The organism is Shewanella sp. BC20 (genome assembly GCF_003129585.1).
GTDB classification, from domain to species: domain Bacteria; phylum Pseudomonadota; class Gammaproteobacteria; order Enterobacterales; family Shewanellaceae; genus Shewanella; species Shewanella seohaensis.
The window spans coordinates 19,260-38,355 of the sequence record NZ_NHRI01000014.1 but is presented as its reverse complement, the minus strand read 5'-3'; the positions used below and the strand labels follow the sequence as shown (position 1 = coordinate 38,355).

Below are 19,096 nucleotides of genomic sequence, written 5' to 3'. Positions count from 1 at the left end.
TCGGTTTTGGCAGCGCAAAGCTGGCGTTGCGTCGGTATTGCTTTGTAGAAGCAATCAACAGCATAAATCCCTTTATGCTAGAAGCATTTGGGCAAGATGAGGCGATTGCTTGCATTATTTGCCTCATTTTGTGAGGTAAATAGGTTTGTTAATTGACTCATAATGTGAGTAGAATAGGCTTGTTATTTGACTCATGGGGTAAGCTATGTGGATTTGGCAGCAAGCCGATTGGCCTAAATTTCATTGGAATGCCAGCAGCATTGATGTCTTGCTGCGTCAGGTTTATTTCAATCAGGGTCAACTGCTCGGCAAGCAAATGCTAAGTCACGACGACAGCCAGTTAACATCAGCGGCGGCACTCGACACCTTACTCGCTAACATTATTCACTCGAGTGCTATTGAAGGTGAAAAGCTCAATGCTGCTTCGGTGCGCTCATCCTTGGCTAAAAAACTCGGCGTGTCCGAAGACAAACCGTATCCGACCACAGTACAAACCGATGGTTTGGCTGACATTATGCTCGATGCCTTAAAAAATTTAGATACAGAGTTAACCCTTGAGCGGATATTAGGTTGGCATAAACAGTTATTTCCACAGGGTTATACGCTGTTTAACCCAGTTATTGGTGGAGCGCTACGTGGCGATACGCCTATGCAAGTTGTCTCAGGCCGGATTGATAAACCAACAGTGCATTTTGAGGCCCCCTCTCAAGCCAGTTTGGACGCTGAACTCTCGCAGTTTATTGAATGGTTTAATGCATCAAGGCAAGATCTGGGTATCGATCCGCTTATCCGTGCGGCGATAACTCACCTTTGGTTTGTGACTCTGCATCCGCTTGATGACGGTAATGGGCGCATCACGCGTTTATTGACCGATTTAGCTTTGGCGCAAGCGGAAAAACGCTCAATTCGTTTTTACGCTATGTCGGTCAGTATTCTGGCCCGTCGCCAAGCCTACTATGACATTTTAGAGTCCACCCAAAGGGGAAATGTCGATATTACTCCTTGGTTAGTATGGTTTTTTGAAACCCTCAATGATTGCTTACTCAATGCGATGGCAGATGTGAACAAGACTCTGCTAAAAACGCAGTATTGGCAAAATGTCGATCAATCCTTATTGAGTCAAGAGCAAGCCAAAGTGCTCAATCGGATGTTAGATGGCGATTTTGAATTAGGGATGAATAGTAGCCAGTATCAAAAGGTCGCGAAGGTGAGCCGCGCCACCGCCACCCGTCACCTTGCGCAAATGGTCGAGCAAGGCTTTTTAGTGAAAGCCGACGCCGGCGGCCGAAGTACAAGGTACTTATTGCCGAGTGGGCAGTAGAAGCTAGTTTGCTTTTGTGGGGGAAATGCTCGCCTGCCTAACATATTTCCCGCGTGTAATTACAGCCTTTATCGTAAAAAATCGATTAGTTTAAAGCCTAGGCTATATTAACTCTCTATCGCAAAAGATAAAGCCATCCCACAAATCGCAATTTGAATCAAATTGTTATGTGGTATATTCGCTACAACTTTGATTGTTTGTCTAGGGGCATATCTGGCTATGGAACAGGTCGGGATTTATGAAAAGCTTATTACTCAACTCCTTGAGCAGCGCTTAGATAAGAACATATTTTTTGTTGGAGAAAGGAAGCTAGAAGTTGCTGAGGCAAGTATTTGGCTCTCACGTTTTCTGACTAAAGTAATTGAATATGTGATTAATTCAGTTCCCGCCGATGAAAACCAAGTCTTCAATCAAATCAGTTTGGCTAACCGGTTAGTGATGTGGCTCAAAGAGCACATTAACGATGATGATTTTATTAATGAAAATCTTATCGATAGCCAAGGTCGGATCCTCACGGCTCTTTTTAACAAACAAAATCCGATAGCGACTGATTTACCTAAATATACGGCCGCCATATTTCCATTAACGGGACTCACTCAGAGTGAGCTTTTTTGCGGGAGTAATGCGGGATTATCACTTGAAAGTGAGCTTAAACGTGAGATCCGATCATCGGATAAAATCTATTGGCTGGTGTCATTTATCAAGTGGGCGGGGATTCGCATCTTCAAAAATGAACTTGAGGAATTTACACGCAGCGGTAAAGAGTTACGCATCATCACTACATCCTATATGGGCGCGACGGATGCTAAAGCCGTCGAGTTTCTAGCTAGTTTACCCAATACCCTAGTCAAATTAAGTTACAACACGAAACGTGAAAGGCTGCATGCAAAGTCCTATTTATTTTTACGAAATACGGGGTTTCATACCGGTTATATCGGTTCTTCAAATTTATCGCATTCTGCATTAACCAGCGGGCTTGAGTGGAACCTTAAGATCACCACCCAAGAAATTCCCCACATCATTGATAAATCACTCAGTACCTTTGAAACTTACTGGGAATCGAACGAATTTGAGCTTTTTAGCGGTGATGAGAGCAGTAAAGAAAAGTTAAACAATGCGCTCAAAGAAGCGAAAGGCAGTGGCACTGAACCGAGCCCATTTCATTTTGACATTAAGCCGTTTGCGCATCAGCGAGAAATCCTCGAACAGCTTGCAGTAGAACGAAGCGTTCATGGTCGTTTTAAAAACCTTATTGTTGCAGCAACCGGCACGGGTAAAACGATTATTTCCGCATTCGATTTCGCACAGTTTTATAAACAACATCCAGAAGCAAATTTCCTATTTGTTGTCCATAGGCAAGAAATTTTACAGCAAGCCCTCGGCGCTTATCGCGGTGTGTTAAAGAACAATCAATTTGGCGAGCTATGGGTGGCAGAGCATAAACCTAATAGTTACAAACATTTATTTGCATCTATCCAAAGTTTGAATCTGCAACTTGATAACTTGCCATTAGCAACTGATTTTTATGATTATATTGTTATTGATGAAGTCCATCACGTTGCTGCGAGTAGTTACCGTGGGCTATTAGAACATTTTGAGCCGACGATTTTACTTGGGTTGACGGCAACCCCTGAACGGCATGATGGTGTCGATATTCTGGCTGACTTCTGCGGTGTCATTGCCGCCGAAATACGTTTACCCGAAGCTATTAATCAAAGGCATTTATGTCCTTTTCAATATTTTGCGATTGATGATGAGACCGATCTTCGCAAGTTAAATTGGAGTCGTGGCCGATACGACGTCGCTGAGCTGAGCAATTTATACACTCATAATGAACAACGCGTGACGCGTATTATTCGTAGCCTAGCTGAAACCGTAACTGATATAGACAATATTAAGGCGTTAGCCTTTTGCGTCAGTAGGGAACACGCCGAGTATATGGCGAAAAAGTTCAATTTAGCGGGGATTAGCGCCGATGTGTTGACCAGCGATAATAGTGAAGAGCGCTACGAAAAGCGGCAGAGCTTAGTTAGTGGCAAATTATCCATTTTGTGTGTGGTGGATATTTTTAACGAAGGTGTCGATATTCCAGAGGTCGATACCTTGTTATTTTTACGGCCAACGGAAAGCTTGACCATATTCCTGCAACAACTTGGCCGAGGTTTGCGTCTCACCGATGATAAGCAGTGCTGCACCGTATTAGATTTTGTTGGCAATTCACGCGATGAATATGATTTCTCACAGAAATTTAGAGCGTTAGTCGGTAAAACCAATCAGTCGATTAAAGATGAAATTCTCAATGATTTTCCGCATCTACCGCTAGGGTGCCGAATTGAACTTGAAGAGAAAGCGCAGTCGATGATTTTGCGTAATATTAGCCGCGCAACGCTCAATGCCAATCGATTAACCAGTCTAATGGCAAACTTTAAACATCAAACTGACTTGCCGCTCACGCTAGGCAATTTTTTACGCATGAACCCGCAAGTGAGCCTTGAAGATATTTATCGCATAAAGATTAATGGCCAAAGTGGATGGACCTTTTTAGTCGAGGCTGTACAGGGAGAAAAGATTGCAGAACCTGCAGTTCAGCCGGGTTTAGCCAAGGCATATTATCGTGCGATTAACTTCCACTTACTCAGTTGCACGTCATTATCCTATTTAAAATTTATCAAGCAGTTATGCGAAAATGATTTTGTCTTTAATGGGGTGGATCCTATTCAAAATCAGTTTGCTTTGATGTGTCATTACAACTTTTGGGATAAATCAGGTACGGCTTTAAACGTTAACAGTTTAGCGGCTAGCTTGCTGATGTTACGCAATAAGCCGTTGCAAGAAGAGTTGTTGTCTGTTTTGGCGATACTGATTAACCGGATACACCATCAAGAAATGGATTTGGAATTACTCCAACCCACAGCGTTGAAAGTGCACTCTCGTTATACTCGTGAGCAAATTTTAGCGGCGATGGGTGCAAGCACATTTGCTGCTAAATCGCCTTCAAGGGAAGGTGTACTTGCGATTAATGAGCAAAACCTTGAATGTTTATTTGTGACGTTAAATAAATCAGAGAAGCAGTTTTCACCGACAACCATGTATCACGACTATGCGATTAGTGAACATCTATTCCACTGGCAATCGCAAAATAGCGCAAGGCCAGAACTAGGTAGAGGTCTGAGTTATATTGAGCAACAAAAGCTGGGAAAAACCGTGTTGCTGTTTGTTCGAGAGCAGTCAAAAGATGAAAATGGCCGCACTATGGGATTTGTTAATTTTGGCAAAGTGCATTATGTCAGCCATAACGGCTCACAACCCATGAATGTCACATGGCGATTAGAACAGCCAATCCCTGATGTAATGTGGCATGACGCGGCTAAATTGGCTGTGGGTTAAATATTACTTCCTAGATTTTTCCCAACTTCTCCATTAAAAACTCAATCAATACCGTCACTTTGGTTGGGAGGTATTTTCGCTGCGGATATACGGCATAAATACCATGTTCGGGGAGTGGAAAGTCAGCCAGTATCGTTTGTAAACGCCCTGCCTGTAGATCGGACTCAACAATAAAGCGTGGTAGGTTGGCGATACCGAGTCCATCGAGACAGGCTAGATGGATGGCATCGCTATTATTAACCTGATAGTTCCCTTTGGGTTGGATGCGTTGCATGCCATCGGGACTGTGGAAGCTCCATTCCACACCGTCTTGAAAGTAACTGTAAAACAAGCAGTTGTGTTGAGTTAGCTCGTTAGGAACTATGGGTAAACCGTGCTGCGCTAGATATGCGGGGGACGCGCAAATCACGCTCAAACAAGGGGCAATTTTGCGGGCGATAAGGCTGGAGTCAGGAAGCTCGCCAATTCGAATGGCCAGATCGAAGCCGCCTGCGATTAAATCAGTGGTCTTATCATCCATTTGCATTTGCAGCTGAATATCGGGGTAACGTTTTAAAAACTCAGCGATTAAAGGGGCAATATACAAGCGTCCAAACACCATAGGCACGGAAATTCGCAGATTGCCTTTAGGCGTTTGCTGCAGCTCGGAGATAGCATCCAATCCTTCTTGGGTAAGCTGCACTGCGGGGCGAATATATTCGAAATAGCGCGCGCCAGCATCCGTCAGGCTCAAACTGCGAGTGGTACGTTGTAATAGTTGAATCCCTAAGTGTTGCTCCAGTTGCGTAATACGCTTGCTGATGGCCGATTTGCTTAGCCCAAGTTTTTGTCCTGCGGCGGAAAAACTACCGCATTCCACCACAGTGACAAAAATGGGCAGGGCAGAAAAATGATCCATCAAAGGGCTCCAATGTTGTGGCGGTGAGGTTTTATGCTCAGGCTGATCAGCGACGATGATAACCCGTGTTGGAGCTCATCTCTGGAAACAGGTGCCTAATCTAATTACTGTTGAGATATGCTCAACAATTGGTTTCATGTATGCGGTATTATCAATCTTAAACCAAGATAGTAGACTATTTCGCAACTAAAAACCTGTTCCCTTGGTGTTGAAGGCGCTAAAGCATTATTGGCAGATAGACTTGCTAACTATGCTCTGTTTTTCGTGTGCCTTCGCGTTAGATTTTGGGTGTTGTATAGTACTGTGCTGCTTGCCTTGACGGATTAAGCCGTGCCTTTAGTGTGTTGTTAGGAGTCGTATGTCATCTTTAACCCCGAATCATGCTGCCGCTTTACCCTATACTTGGGTGCTTTTCGATGCAGATGAAACTCTCTTTTATTTCGATGCTTTCGAAGGGCTGAAGCGTATGTTTTCAGGTTTTGGCGTCGATTTTACTCGTACCGATTTCGAAGAATATCAAAGTGTAAACAAGCCGTTATGGGTTGCGTATCAGGATGGCAAGATCAGCGCCGCCGAACTGCAAACCATACGTTTCGAGCCATGGGCGGCAAAGCTTGCGCTGACCCCGCAAACCTTAAACAGTGCATTTTTAACGGCGATGGCTGAGATTTGTGCGCCCTTGCCCGGCGCCCGTGAATTACTGGCCGCGCTGCAGGGAAAAGCCAAAATGGGGATCATCACCAATGGTTTTACCGAGTTGCAAACAGTGCGTTTAGAGCGTACTGGTTTACAGCATCATTTTGATATTTTGGTTATTTCAGAAAAAGTGGGCATGGCTAAACCCGATGTCGGTATCTTTGAATACGCCCTCGAGCTGATGGGTCAGCCCGCACGCGAACAAGTGTTGATGGTGGGCGATAACCCGCATTCAGATATTCAAGGCGGTATCAACGCGGGATTCCACACCTGTTGGTATAACGTCCATGGACACGCAGCCCCCGCAGGTATTCGCCCGCATTTTCAAGTCGCCTCCCACCATGAGCTACAGCAGAAGCTTACGCCATTGTTTGGAATGGTGTAAACAAGTTGCGCATGTGTCCAGACGCCCAGCAAGTTAATCGATTTTAGAAGGTAAAAAGCGTCAAAGTGCTTAACAGAGAGTGTGGTTATAAAGGTACTAAAAGCGTGGTCATTTGCGTTAATCGGCAATAAAGGCCGCTAGTGATTTAGGGTTGATAATATGAAGCTGCTGCTCGCGCTTTTCGACAAGGCCGAGTTCAATTAATGAATTGAGAGCTCGTCGGTAAACACGACTGCTAGTGCCAAAGCGTTCAGCTTCCTGTTCTACTTTGTTAAAGGCGCCGAGAGCAAGGTTGTTTTGACTTCGCTGCAACAGGTCTAGGGCGATATTTACGGCTATCGGATGGAGTAAACGATTAGTGTAGATTGCCATTGAGTCTTGGTAATCCCATGCCAGTGCAGAGGCAAAAAAAAGTGCTAATTGCGGTTGTGTGACTAAGCATTGTTGCAGTTTGGTCGCACAGATCACCTCTGCTTCCATCTGATCTTCGGCCATCACTGTCCACTGACAGGGGAGTTGAGTAAAAAACTCAATTTCACCAAAAATATGCTGGTCACAATTCAGTTCACCTAATTGAAAACGGCGGCCATTATTGGCACTGGTATACATAGCGACTTTTCCAACTGACACTAGATAAAGTTCACGCACGTTTTGACCCTGTTGCAACATAGTCTCACCGGGAGAAAAATGGCGAATGCCCGTTTGGCACTGATATAAGGCGTGCTTAAAGAGTTCACGCTGCTCGGTTAATGTGCTGCCAAAGCGGCTAGAGAGTTCTGGATGTAGCTGCATTTCAATGATAATTCTGAATATTTGTGCGATTAGATGCGTGTCTTGCCGCAGATTGATACACATCCTAACATAAAATACGTACATCTCTTGCATGTAACCATTTAGGTGCGAGTTATGGCGCTGATATGGGGGGCTGAAATGAGGAGGGGAAATATGGCGCAAAGACTGCGCCATATTGGTATTCATGAGAGAACTAGGAAAACATAGGTCTGGTTAATCACATAGTGCGTTGAGTGCGGCTAAAATGGCATGTCGTTCACCTTGAGCGCATGCTTGGGAGGCTGCGACATAGTCATTAACTCCTGCTTTAACATCTTGTTCAAAAAGAACTACGTTGGTGAGAATTGCTGCCACTTCTAATTCTCGCAGTCTACCGACAGTGAATAATGCAGCTGTTTCCATATCGGCACCTAATACACCTCGGCGGTGCCAATAATTACACAGATCTTGTTCTTGATCGGTATAAAAACTGTCGTGTGACCGCACCACACCACTATGGGCGCTAATACGGTGCTGCACACAATATTCTTGTAATTTAGCGACTAAACGATGGTTGGCATAGGCTGGAAAACTAGGTTTTACATAGCTGGCTGAGCCACCATCGTCACGCACCGCTGCTTCAGCAATAATCACATCACCTATAGCGATATGTGGTTGGAGCGCTCCCGCAGAGCCAATGCGAATAAGCTGTTTGACGCCGCATTGATGTAGCTCTTCAAGGGCAATGAGTGCTGAGGGGGCGCCAATACCTGTGCTGCAGACGGTGATCAGGATTTGCCCATAACGGCCACGCATCAGACGAAACTCTCGATTCTCTGCTAAGAATTCAACTTCTGTCAGTAGTGAGGCAATTCGGTTAACTCGAGCGGGCTCTCCGCAGACAATGGCTTTGTCACTGACTTGATGGGGAGCGACTAGAATATGGGGTTGAATACTCATTTTAGACCTTTATCAATCATATAGATTGGTAGGCGAGTTCGGCACTAGCCTACCGTTCCTGAGGACTCTTTAGATAAATACACCGACGATTGCGGCATTCATCAAATTCGCGAGCGTAGCTGCTAATAGGACCTTCATCCCGAGCTGACCAATTAGACTCGCGCGTTGAGGGATCATTTTGCTAAGGGCGCCACATACCATGGCTACTGACCCGATATTAGCAAAGCCGCATAAGGCAATCGTCATGATGGCATTGCTACGTGCAGATAGCTCCACATTCCCCATGTTGGCGAAGGCGACAAACTCATTCATTGCTATTTTTTGGCCTAAGAATGCGCCTGCTGTGCTTGCTTCGGCCCAAGGGATGCCTATCAACCAGGCTACAGGTGCAAATAAGATCCCTAGGATCAGATCGATGGTTAACGTTGGCAAACCAAACACTTCACCAATCGCGCCCAAACCACCGTTTAACAAGGCCATTAGGCCAATACAGGCGATGATAACTGCACCAACGATTGCCGCGATTCCCATGCCGGCAATCGCCCCTTTAGCAATCGCATCAATAAAGCTGCTAGGTTTTTCATCATCGGGTAATTCAGGTACTTCGTTAACGGTTGGCTCAGTTTCTGGAATGATCAATTTAGCGAACATTAAACCTGCAGGGGCTGACATAAAACAAGCCATGATCAAATAGTTAAGAGCTACCCCCATGCCTGCAAGGCCCGCTAAAATAGAGCCTGCGATCGATGATAACCCTCCGACCATCACTGCAAAAATTTGCGCGCGGGTGAGGACTCGGTGATAGGGTTTGATCAGTAAAGGTGCTTCAGTTTGCCCGAGAATAATATTACCTGCGGCATTCATCGATTCAGCACGTGAGGTACCTAGTACTTTTTGCAAGCTGCCGCCAATAATCAATACAAACCACTGCATAATTCCGAGGTAGTACAGAAGTGAGGTTAGCGCGGCAGTGAAGATGATTTGTGGTAATACCTGCAATGCCCAGACAAAACCTATACCTTCAACACTGAAATTGACTAAGCTGCCAAAGGCAAATTTGATCCCTTCTGTGCCGTAACCAAAAACTTTGCCTACCGTATTTGAAACAGCCAGCAACACATCGGCTCCTATGTCGGTTGCCAGTACAAAAAAGGCCAGTGCGATGATGATACCAAATGCACCGCTTACTGCGCGCCAGCTGATCATGCTGCGGTTATCTGAGCACAGAAAACCTATACCTAATAACACCAAAATGCCAAGGACTGATTGGATCATAATGAGTGTTCCTTATATGAATTAACGGCTGCAATGACCCGTTTAGCGTGTGCTGATGCGAGGGAAAGGGTAGTTGATTTATTACCACCTTCTGAAACTGTTGAGTTCATCTCGAAGCTGATAATAGTGTCTAAAATATTGACGGCGGCAGCCCTAAATGGATGTTCGTAGGCTTGCTGATAAGCGTTAAAGGGTAAAAAATTAAAGCCTGTCTCACTGTAAGATGCTTCGGTGGCTCCAGCCGTAATGGAAAACAGTACTGGTTTATCTTGTAATTGGCTGCCGTTGGGCCCAAAAGCGAAGCCATAAGTAAATACTTCATCTATCCAATGTTTTAACACAGCAGGGTAGGTGCTCCAATAGAGAGGAAATTGCACCACAATCACATCGGCTTCGAGTAATTGTTGTTGTTCGGCTGCAATATCGCCATCAAACTGAGCCACTGAATTGATATGCCAGCCTGGTTGCTCAGCCTCAAGGGCAAGTATGCTGGCATTTGCCACAGACTGAGTTACGTTGGGGTGTCCATTTAGCACGAGTATCTTCATTTGCTAGCTCCTTAAGGGAAACGGTGTGGCCGCGCAATGAAGCAAGAGAACCAAGCACCGAGTCACGAAGTGATGGCCTGGATTATAGGGAGGTAAGCAAGGATGCCAGAGGACATTTGTCTCCTAGAACCTGATGCAGTTCATACTATTGTAAAAATGTAATTAAAAGGTCGATTTAAAGATGAATGGAGTGATGAGTGTAACTATCTATGGATTTCTGACCATAACGAAATACTAACGTTAGGTCAGTTATCCATATGTTTCTCAAGACTTAAAACGTGTGTGGTGACAAATGGTCAGTATATTTTTAGCCGATGCTGAAAGGAGACGACATTTTGCTTTAACACATTACGTAATGACTGGGCTTGATTATCCAAGTTGTCCTGCGATCATCAATTCTTTTGTCTCTGGAACCTCGTTATAAGACAAAACATGTAATCCCCGTGCAAATGCTAACGCATAACGCGCGAGGAAAGGCCTCAATTGTGGCGATACAAGTAGGATGGGGTTGTATCCTTTCTCTCTTGACTCAGCGAGTAGCTGCGGCATTTTATGTTGCAATTGTGCAAGTAAATTCGGTTCTATAGGGAAACTATCGAGTGATACTCGTCCTTGTTGTTGTGATTGGTTTAATGCTGTCATCAAGGTTTGCTCTAACTCTGTAGTCAGTGTGAGTACATTCAGCTGTGTACTGCTACCAGTGATTTGATGCAATATGCTATTACGTAACGCACAGCGTACATCAGCCGCAAGGAGAACCGGGTCTTTAGTTTGTTCGCTACACTCCAGCAAGGTTGTTGCTATGGTCCGTATATCTTTGAGCGGTACTTGTTCCTTAAGCAGTAATCGAAAGACTTTGAGCAATTGAATGGGCGTTAAGCAAGTGCTAAGAGATTCTGCAAGTTTTGGTGCTTGCTTACTTAGCCTGTCGGTTAATTGCATAATATCATCATGTTGCAATAACTCGGGGAGTGACTCCCGTAGTAATTTACTCACATGAGTAGCGATAATTGTTGCGTTATCAACCACAGAGTACCCCAAGTTCAATGCCTTAGCCTTTAGATCTGGTTCGATCCAAATGGCATCCATTTGATAGGCGGGCTCTTTGGTTAAAATCCCGTCAATTGTGCCATAGACAGGCCCACTTTTTATCGCTAAAAGTAGGTCTGGTTCGAGTTCGGCAATTGCAACTTGGGTCCCCATAAAATTAATTTGGTATGCATGCGGCGCTAAGGCTAAATTGTCACGAACTCTAACTTCAGAAAGTAAAAATCCAATTTGTTCAGATAGCGTACGTCTGATCCCTGTCAGTCGCTTCTGTAGCTCTGCACCTTTCGTTTTTTCAACTAAATGCACCAACCTATAACCTAGCCTTACTTCGATGATGTCAACATAAGGAAGTGATTCCCAGCTAGGGGCAGAAGGCTCAGTTAGCGTTACTTCAATTTGATCTTCCGTTTTATCTTCTGTGAAGGCCGCTCTATTTTGGGTCTGCTTCCATGCCGCGAACCCCAGTAATATTGCAAAAGAGATAAAGACTAATGCAGGCATTCCCGGTGTGATCCCAAGAATTCCCATCACAATTGCGGCAGTGGCCAGGGTTTTAGGATTGGCAAGTAATTGTCGGCTTAATTGTGTCGGCATTTCTTCTGCATCAGAAACCCGCGTAACAATGATAGCCGCAGCAGTGGCGAGCAGAAGAGATGGAATTTGTGCAACTAAGCCATCACCAATGGTTAAGAGCGCATAAGTTTTAAAGGCTTCAGTTGTACTGAGATCATGCATAAAGATACCTATGCAGATCCCACCAATGATGTTGATAGCTAAAATTAATAGTCCAGCAATCGCATCGCCTCTAACAAATTTTGAGGCTCCATCCATAGAACCGTAAAAATCTGCTTCCCTTGCAACATCTTGACGACGAATGCGTGCTTGTTCGTGAGTTAACGTACCTGCATTCAGATCGGCATCAATAGCCATCTGTTTACCTGGCAAGGCATCTAACGTAAAACGTGCAGATACCTCGGAGATCCTTTCTCCCCCTTTGGTGATAACCACAAAATTAATTATCATCAAAATTAAGAAGATAACAGCGCCTACAACATAATTCCCGCCAATAACGACCTCACCAAAGGCTTGAATTACTTTACCTGCAGCATCACCGCCTTCGTGACCTTCAATAAGTACTACCCGCGTTGATGCGACGTTTAGAGTGAGACGCATTAAGGTGGCAAGTAATAGCAAGGTTGGGAAGACTGAAAACTCCAGTGGTCGCCTTATCGACACGCTCACGAGCAGTACCATAACGGCGAGGACAATGTTAAATGTAAATAAAATGTCTAATAGCCATGCAGGGAGTGGCAGAATCACCATCGCCAGAATAGCGAGCAGCATAACTGGAATACCAATATAACTGTAATTTCCTGCAAAGGTGCGTCGTAGCCAATTCATAGGTTAAGCATTCCTTCAATCGTGACGTAAATGGGGAGGAATAAAAAAATGTGGTAATGGTTCCGGTTTTTGTTGTAACCCTTTGCGAGAAGCTCGTATCTGTATGACATAACTTAATACGTGTGCAATGGCGATAAACAAGGCACTGGGAATTTGCTGATCGACTTGTGTCGAATGATAAATAGCCCTTGTGAGTGGTGGAATATCTATAATTTCAATGTCATGTTTTCTGGCGAGCTCTTGCATATAAAGAGCAAGTTCTTCAGTGCCTTTGGTTAAAACATAAGGAGCATCGGCTAATGCAGGATCATATTTTAATGCTACTGCGTAGTGAGTGGGGTTTACTAAAAGGACGTCAGCATTAGGAATAGTCGTATCTGCACGGGAACGAGCAATACGTTGTTGTAGCTGACGGATTTTTGCTTTGATCTCTGGTTTCCCTTCTTGCTGAATATGCTCGTCCTTTACCTCTTGGCGTGACATGCGTAATTGTCTTTTGTGATGCCAGTACTGGTATGGGACATCAATAAAGGCGATGACGATAAGCCCTGTACCGAGATAAAGCATCCCTTGGGATAAAAGGTTTATTCCATCCCGAATGGCTTCTTCTATTGGGCGATGACTAAAACTGAGTAAGCTTTGTAAATGGCCATTCAAGAAAACCAACATAATCGTTAGGAGGAGCACGATTTTTAAACAGGATTTTAGTAACTCAACGAGGGATTGTGCGGAAAAAATTCTTCCTATGCCCGAAATAGGATCAATTCGACTGTATTTAAAATTGGCATTTCCAAAATTGAATATAGGACCGCCTGGTAGCGCTCCGGCGACGGCAGCGAGTAGTGCGACCATGATAAAAAGTGGGCTTAAGAGCGTTAACATTTCAACAAAGCTGCTTCCAAGGTGGCGTACCATCATATCTGGCTGGTCTAACTCAGCACGTGTCAACTGCATATTGTATTTAGTTAATCCACTGACTTTTGTTGCAAACCAATCGGCATTTGTGGTGAGTATCACTGAGCAACCAAGAACAAGAGCTGCTGAAGCAAGATCTTTGGAGCGTGGGACTTGTCCCTCTTTCCTTGCTTTGCGAAGTTTCTGCGGTGTGGCTTGTTCTGTTTTATCTTGTTGCGCTTGGCTCATATATTCCCACCGATAAATTGATACATAGCAGTCAGAGCGTCTAAACAAAGATCACTGTATCGACTAGGGATGCCACTTAAAGATAGAAACACACAGAACAATCCCATTAACATTGTCATGGGAAAACCGAGTGAGAAGATATTTAGTGAGGGAGCTGAGCGGCTTAATACGCCAAACGTAATATTCACCATCAACATCGCCAGCACTGCTGGTATGGCTAGCATAAGTGAAGCGGCAAACAACCAAGCAAATCGACTGATTAGTCCCATGAGCGGCAACTCAAAAATTCCATTACCGATCGGCCATAAACGAAAACTATCCACAATGATGTTAATGGCTACTAAATGACCATTAAGAGCAAGAAAAATCAATGTGCCAAAAATCTGAAACCATTCACTGATAATTGGACTTGAGTCACCATTGGCTGGGTCGTTCATTACGGCCATTGCGAGCCCCATTTGCATTGACATAATATTGCCAAGCATTGTCATCACATGTATTAGCAGCGTTAAAAATAATGCGAGCATAAACCCAATAAGTAGCTGCTCAATTGCTAAAAAGAGTGATGCAAGGGAGAGTGCATCAATAGGAGGAACGGGCGGAAGCATAGGCGCTAACAATGCAGCAATACTGAGGGCGAGAAAAATTCTCACCATTACGGGTACATAAGCATTACCTAGCAGAGGCATGACCATAAAAGCGCCCATAATCCGACAAAATGGCCACCAGAGGCCGCCAATGAGCATGCTGATTTCTGTTGACGTCAGTGACAGCATATCAACCGATAATATGGGGAATGTTCATAAATAGCCTGTCGAATAAATCGCTGAGCTGTTGTATCAGCCAGTTACCCACAAACAGCACCATGAGCAAGGTGATGATGAGTCTTGGCAAAAAACTGAGGGTTTGCTCATTGACCTGTGTAGCTGCTTGAAATACCGCAACAATTAAACCCAAAATCAATCCAGGCGTCACAAGTACTGAAACCATAATAATGACAAGAAACATGGAGTCTGCGAAAAGAGCCGTCAGCTCATTGATATCCATTTGTTATCCAAAACTGGCTGTTAACGTGCTGACTGTCATAGCCCAACCATCTACTAATACAAAGATCATTAACTTAAATGGGAGTGAGATAATCAAGGGAGACAGCATCATCATCCCCATAGACATAAGTACACTTGCCACCACTAGGTCGATAACCAAAAAAGGTAAGAAGATTAAGAAGCCGATTTGAAAAGCGGTTTTTAGCTCACTTAATACAAAGGCGGGCATCAGTACAAAAAATGGGACTTCCTCTGCTGTTTTGATGTGTGTAGGTTCATTGGCGATTTTCAACATTTGCTCAAGGTCGGTTTCTCTGGTTTGTGCCAGCATAAATCGAGTTAGAGGAACCTTTGCAATCGAAATGGCTTCCATTAACTCGATTTTTCCTTGGTCATATGGCATGTATGCTTCTTTATAAATCTTGTCTCCTACTGGTCGCATGATAAAAATCGTGAGAATCAACGCGATTCCCACCAAGACTCTGTTTGGTGGGCTTTGCTGCAATCCGAGCGCTTGTCTTAAAATGGCCAATACAATGATTATTCTGGTGAAGCTTGTAAGCATCATCAACATGACAGGTAAAAAACTAATGGCTGTCATGAGGGCTAAAATTTCGAGTTTAATATTAACTGCTTGGCTACTTTCAGCATTATCCAGTGTAAACAAGGTCAAGCCTTCAGATGCCATCGCATTGGGAGCAAACAATAGAGCAGAGAGCAAAAGCAGCCGCAGGATCATTCGTTGGTAGTCCCATCGAGAGTGATACTCTCTATTTCTAACAGACGAACACCATACCGACCTGCGACTTCTACGACTTCACCTCGGCCTAATAATGCGCCGTTGACTCTGATATCGAGTGGTTCGCCTACCATGCGGTCAAGTGCAATAACATCTCCTTCCCCCATTCGATTTAGTTCACCCAAGGACATTTCTGCACTGGCAAGCTCTAGAGTGACTTGTACCGGAAGTTGTTGGAAGAAATTGTTATTCTTCAGCTTTCTACTATTAAGATCCTGTTTAAGTAGATTTTTTTCAGAGAAAATATCGTCATCGAGTAGGAAATCCTCATCCGATAGAATCGTTTGGTCAGCCAATGTCGTGCTCCTCATTCTGGTAAACATCTTGGGTCAATTTCGCCACCATCAGCCCTTCATGACTATGCACTGTTGCGTGAAACAAAGGAGTACTACCGATGGATAACAAGGTTTTTGGATATAAATTAATTGGTAGAATGTCACCAGTGTTCAACAGGCTAAGAGAGTGGACTGGGATCTTATGTTGCCCCAGTGTTACTTGAATCTTTACTGGCAGATTTTTTAACCAAATAGCTAATTTTGAAGGTAAATCTGCGCTAGCCTCTGATTTTTTAGGCTGCTCAGCTAAATGACCGAGCAAATATTCGCTCAAGCAAAAAAGCATTGGCGGTGTATAGGTCTCTTGGCTGAAATTGAACGACCATACTGCTGATACTGAAAGCTCCATTTGACCATTAATCAATTCAATTTCAATGATATCGGCATCGATAATGTTATTTGGTAGCTCATTAATCACTGCAAGTAACAATTTTTTTGCCAGCCTAAACTCTGAATGGCTTGGATCTCTTAAAGGAGAGCTAAGTGGCATTGACATATTGCCATAGTAATTGCTCGCTAATTGATCGAGTGTGCAGCGGTCTATTCTCCAATAACCGAGGATATTTTGTTGTTGTTTCAACATAAACCAAGCGTAGTAAGGTTCGGGGGTTATAGGCTTCCTTGGTTCGGTTAAATTTGAACTAGAAACAGTGGAATATCCCTGTCTGAGAAGTGGGGATAGGATATTGTTTATGGCATCCAACAGCGGACGGTGTGACTGAGCCAGTTGTTGTAATAAACGTGTTCTAGCCAGTTTTTCTTGGACTAACATAATAGGTCGAATTATTTCATCCGAACTCGATTTAATCAGTCGAGCTTTAGCGGTTATCTTCATTTTACTTCCTATCAATGCTGTTTTATCACCGCAAGAGTTTATTCGGGTTGCTTACAATGCTCGTTTGTATAAAAAGCGTGCTCAATAGCATGCCAGCTATTTTATATCGGTAAATCACCTATCAAAAGTTATTGACTTAAACGGCATATGACTGAGGTATGCTGGAAGTGTTCCGTTTAAAATGACGGTGATAATAAGGTAATCCAGCTAAAGTATTCAATAATAATTATTGGGAAAATATAAAGAAATGTGAGAGTGGTGATATTTGATGCTTGTTGTGAATAAAATGTAATGGGTGTTGTGTGATAACTTTTGAATTAAACGCGGCTTTTATTTTTTAAGTCAATATTTTGTCGCTTTATGTTTTTTTGACAGTATTGTGTTTTTTGACATATTTATTTCCTTTACCTTTTAGCTTTATGCTAATTATGTTTTGTTTTTCAATGTGTTAACCTTTTTACAAAAGGTGTCGTCTATAACTTAATATCATTAATTGATGTAAATTCCATCAAAATAAGTCAGATTTTGCTTTGTGTATTACAATGATAATATTTTTATCACTTCGATATATTAATTCACAAGTATATTTGGTATAAGTCAGTCTTTAGTTACATGTATCATGTTTTTGATGTTTTTCATGACGCTTTGGCTGCCAAGTACCCTTGTTAGTATGATTCTATAAAGATAAAAATACATTTGTCACAAATAACAGTAAATCAATAATGGAAACTATGCTTCCCTTATTGATTTTGGGTGGAAGTTTTACTTCCGCAACTTGTGATTTCAATTGCCATGGCATTAATAGTAGGTGTGGCGTAATGCCTATTTTTTAACTGAAACAATTTATCTTTAAGCTCAGTTAAATATAAATTAACCAGTGAATTAGATATTTTTTATGTGTTGTAAATATGAGGGTAAAGGCGAGTGATAGGCCTAAGTATACGGATTGAGGGGCTAAACCTAGAAGCGGATCTTTTGTGCAAAATAATGCAAGAGGACTTTTGCTTATGGAAAGATGGAATGGAAGTGCCATGGCTCACAGTTATCAATCTGTCTGGTTGTTCTCCTAGTGATGTAAAGGATTATCTCACTCGTTTTCCTGGTCGCAATCAGCTTGCTCTACTAGCTCCGGAGCAAAGTGAGCTAGCTACTGCAGCCATGCGTGCTGGTGTCCAAGACTATTTATTAATTCCTGTCGAAAGTGAGCAATTGCTTGCGTCTATTCATCGATTACGGCGATTAGAATTACCCGATTCTAGTTTGGTCGTATCAGCAGCCGTTAGTCGGCAATTGTTGATGCTCGCTCACCGTGCTGCCAGTACTGAAGCTAGTGTTTTATTGCTAGGGGAGAGTGGCACTGGCAAAGAGCCTCTTGCTCGCTATATACATCGCAACTCATCGCGCTCGCACAAGCCTTTTGTTGCTATTAACTGTGCTGCCATTCCTGAAAGTATTCTTGAGTCAGTGTTGTTTGGGCATGTAAAAGGTGCGTTTACAGGAGCGGTTTGCGATAAGGCAGGGAAATTTGAACAGGCAAATGGAGGTACATTACTGCTCGATGAAATCGGTGAAATGCCCTTGGCATTACAGGCTAAGTTACTGCGAGTTTTGCAAGAGCGTGAAGTTGAAAGGCTTGGTGGCCTGCATGCTGTACCTTTGGATATTCGGATCATCGCTTCTACTAATCGTGATTTAAGACAGGCAGTAGAGTTAGGTAACTTCAGAGAAGATCTTTTTTATCGTTTAGATGTTTTACCTTTGAAAATCAGTCCATTGAGGGAGAGAAAGTCTGACATTTTGCCTCTGGCTGAGCACTTTTTGAATTTGTATAGCCAAACAGATGCAATTAGCGCCTGTTATTTCAGTGACCACGCAAAACAAACCCTTGTCTCATATGATTGGCCCGGGAATGTAAGGGAATTAGAAAATTGTATCCAGCGAGCATTAGTCATGCGGCGAGGATTGGCTATACAGGCTGCCGAGCTTGGTTTGAATGTTCAGGAAGAAGTATTGCCGGTTGAACATCGAGATGTCACAGATGGACTGCGAGCTTCAAAACAGCAGGCTGAGTTCCAATACATCATTGATGTTCTTAAACGTTTCAATGGGCAGCGAACCTTAAGTGCACAGGCATTGGGTATGACGACTAGGGCTCTTAGATATCGACTCGTGCAGATGCGAGATGCAGGAATTGATATTGAAACGTTATTAGAGCAAGCGGGACGTGCTGCTTAATACAAAAAGTA

Annotated in this window: 16 protein-coding genes; 4 read left to right on the top strand and 12 right to left on the bottom strand. The window is 43.5% G+C overall.

Annotation, left to right across the window (positions count from 1 at the left end; all coding sequences use genetic code 11):
• Positions 1-205: 205 nt before the first annotated feature.
• Both CBX96_RS14710 and CBX96_RS14705 read left to right on the top strand, forming a co-directional pair.
• Positions 206-1,321, top strand: coding sequence for a Fic family protein (locus tag CBX96_RS14710; RefSeq protein ID WP_109287212.1), 1,116 nt, complete (start codon positions 206-208; stop codon positions 1,319-1,321).
• Between the two features lie 219 nt (positions 1,322-1,540).
• Positions 1,541-4,708, top strand: a complete 3,168-nt coding sequence (locus tag CBX96_RS14705) for a DUF3427 domain-containing protein (protein ID WP_109287211.1) — start codon at positions 1,541-1,543, stop codon at positions 4,706-4,708.
• Positions 4,709-4,718: 10 nt separating this feature from the next.
• Here the strand turns inward: CBX96_RS14705 and CBX96_RS14700 are convergent, their stop codons facing one another.
• The gene (locus CBX96_RS14700; RefSeq protein ID WP_109287210.1) at positions 4,719-5,606 is read right to left on the bottom strand and encodes a LysR family transcriptional regulator; all 888 of its coding nucleotides are present in this window, start codon (positions 5,604-5,606) and stop codon (positions 4,719-4,721) included.
• Between the two features lie 358 nt (positions 5,607-5,964).
• Here CBX96_RS14700 and yjjG point away from each other — a divergent pair, with 358 nt between their 5' ends.
• The gene (yjjG, locus tag CBX96_RS14695) at positions 5,965-6,687 is read left to right on the top strand and encodes a pyrimidine 5'-nucleotidase (protein ID WP_109287209.1); all 723 of its coding nucleotides are present in this window, start codon (positions 5,965-5,967) and stop codon (positions 6,685-6,687) included.
• Between the two features lie 117 nt (positions 6,688-6,804).
• Here yjjG and CBX96_RS14690 read toward each other — a convergent pair whose 3' ends face one another.
• From CBX96_RS14690 to CBX96_RS14640, 11 genes are all read right to left on the bottom strand, one after another.
• Positions 6,805-7,479, bottom strand: a complete 675-nt coding sequence (locus tag CBX96_RS14690) for a Crp/Fnr family transcriptional regulator (RefSeq protein ID WP_109287270.1) — start codon at positions 7,477-7,479, stop codon at positions 6,805-6,807.
• 213 nt (positions 7,480-7,692) lie between these two features.
• Positions 7,693-8,418, bottom strand: a complete 726-nt coding sequence (locus tag CBX96_RS14685) for a nucleoside phosphorylase (protein WP_109287208.1) — start codon at positions 8,416-8,418, stop codon at positions 7,693-7,695.
• Positions 8,419-8,487: 69 nt separating this feature from the next.
• On the bottom strand, positions 8,488-9,693 hold the full coding sequence (locus tag CBX96_RS14680; protein WP_109287207.1) for a NupC/NupG family nucleoside CNT transporter: 1,206 nt from the start codon (positions 9,691-9,693) through the stop codon (positions 8,488-8,490).
• Positions 9,690-10,241 carry an NAD(P)H-dependent oxidoreductase gene (locus CBX96_RS14675; protein ID WP_109287206.1) on the bottom strand — a complete coding sequence of 184 codons (552 nt, stop codon included), beginning with the start codon at positions 10,239-10,241 and terminating at the stop codon, positions 9,690-9,692. The genes CBX96_RS14680 and CBX96_RS14675 overlap by 4 nt, the downstream gene beginning before the upstream one ends.
• Before the next feature lie 369 nt (positions 10,242-10,610).
• Entirely contained in the window at positions 10,611-12,692 is a 2,082-nt protein-coding gene (gene flhA, locus CBX96_RS14670) for a flagellar biosynthesis protein FlhA (protein WP_109287205.1), read from the bottom strand.
• Positions 12,693-12,707: 15 nt separating this feature from the next.
• Positions 12,708-13,835: a flagellar biosynthesis protein FlhB gene (gene flhB / locus CBX96_RS14665; RefSeq protein ID WP_109287204.1), complete on the bottom strand. Its 1,128-nt coding sequence runs from the start codon at positions 13,833-13,835 to the stop codon at positions 12,708-12,710.
• Entirely contained in the window at positions 13,832-14,611 is a 780-nt protein-coding gene (gene fliR, locus CBX96_RS14660) for a flagellar biosynthetic protein FliR (protein ID WP_109287203.1), read from the bottom strand. Before fliR ends, flhB begins: the two co-directional genes overlap by 4 nt.
• Before the next feature lies 1 nt (position 14,612).
• Complete coding sequence (locus CBX96_RS14655; RefSeq protein ID WP_109287202.1) at positions 14,613-14,882, bottom strand: flagellar biosynthetic protein FliQ; 270 nt, start codon at positions 14,880-14,882, stop codon at positions 14,613-14,615.
• A 3-nt stretch (positions 14,883-14,885) separates the two neighbouring features.
• The gene (gene fliP / locus CBX96_RS14650) at positions 14,886-15,620 is read right to left on the bottom strand and encodes a flagellar type III secretion system pore protein FliP (protein WP_109287201.1); all 735 of its coding nucleotides are present in this window, start codon (positions 15,618-15,620) and stop codon (positions 14,886-14,888) included.
• Positions 15,617-15,976, bottom strand: a complete 360-nt coding sequence (locus CBX96_RS14645) for a FliM/FliN family flagellar motor switch protein (RefSeq protein WP_109287200.1) — start codon at positions 15,974-15,976, stop codon at positions 15,617-15,619. Before CBX96_RS14645 ends, fliP begins: the two co-directional genes overlap by 4 nt.
• Positions 15,969-16,850, bottom strand: coding sequence for a FliM/FliN family flagellar motor switch protein (locus CBX96_RS14640; RefSeq protein WP_109287199.1), 882 nt, complete (start codon positions 16,848-16,850; stop codon positions 15,969-15,971). The genes CBX96_RS14645 and CBX96_RS14640 overlap by 8 nt, the downstream gene beginning before the upstream one ends.
• A 924-nt stretch (positions 16,851-17,774) precedes the next feature.
• Between CBX96_RS14640 and CBX96_RS14635 the strand changes: the two genes are divergently transcribed.
• Positions 17,775-19,085 (top strand): sigma-54 dependent transcriptional regulator, encoded by a 1,311-nt coding sequence (locus tag CBX96_RS14635; protein ID WP_109287198.1) that lies wholly within the window; start codon positions 17,775-17,777, stop codon positions 19,083-19,085.
• Positions 19,086-19,096 lie beyond the last annotated feature (11 nt).

What these genes read in the sequence shown, in the direction of transcription:
- CBX96_RS14710 (WP_109287212.1), top strand. Translation starts at nt 206, where the DNA reads ATGTGGATTTGGCAGCAAGCCGATTGGCCTAAATTTCATTGGAATGCC.
- CBX96_RS14705 (WP_109287211.1), top strand. Translation starts at nt 1,541, where the DNA reads ATGGAACAGGTCGGGATTTATGAAAAGCTTATTACTCAACTCCTTGAG.
- CBX96_RS14700 (WP_109287210.1), bottom strand. Translation starts at nt 5,606, where the DNA reads ATGGATCATTTTTCTGCCCTGCCCATTTTTGTCACTGTGGTGGAATGC.
- yjjG (WP_109287209.1), top strand. Translation starts at nt 5,965, where the DNA reads ATGTCATCTTTAACCCCGAATCATGCTGCCGCTTTACCCTATACTTGG.
- CBX96_RS14690 (WP_109287270.1), bottom strand. Translation starts at nt 7,479, where the DNA reads ATGCAGCTACATCCAGAACTCTCTAGCCGCTTTGGCAGCACATTAACC.
- CBX96_RS14685 (WP_109287208.1), bottom strand. Translation starts at nt 8,418, where the DNA reads ATGAGTATTCAACCCCATATTCTAGTCGCTCCCCATCAAGTCAGTGAC.
- CBX96_RS14680 (WP_109287207.1), bottom strand. Translation starts at nt 9,693, where the DNA reads ATGATCCAATCAGTCCTTGGCATTTTGGTGTTATTAGGTATAGGTTTT.
- CBX96_RS14675 (WP_109287206.1), bottom strand. Translation starts at nt 10,241, where the DNA reads ATGAAGATACTCGTGCTAAATGGACACCCCAACGTAACTCAGTCTGTG.
- flhA (WP_109287205.1), bottom strand. Translation starts at nt 12,692, where the DNA reads ATGAATTGGCTACGACGCACCTTTGCAGGAAATTACAGTTATATTGGT.
- flhB (WP_109287204.1), bottom strand. Translation starts at nt 13,835, where the DNA reads ATGAGCCAAGCGCAACAAGATAAAACAGAACAAGCCACACCGCAGAAA.
- fliR (WP_109287203.1), bottom strand. Translation starts at nt 14,611, where the DNA reads ATGCTGTCACTGACGTCAACAGAAATCAGCATGCTCATTGGCGGCCTC.
- CBX96_RS14655 (WP_109287202.1), bottom strand. Translation starts at nt 14,882, where the DNA reads ATGGATATCAATGAGCTGACGGCTCTTTTCGCAGACTCCATGTTTCTT.
- fliP (WP_109287201.1), bottom strand. Translation starts at nt 15,620, where the DNA reads ATGATCCTGCGGCTGCTTTTGCTCTCTGCTCTATTGTTTGCTCCCAAT.
- CBX96_RS14640 (WP_109287199.1), bottom strand. Translation starts at nt 16,850, where the DNA reads ATGAAGATAACCGCTAAAGCTCGACTGATTAAATCGAGTTCGGATGAA.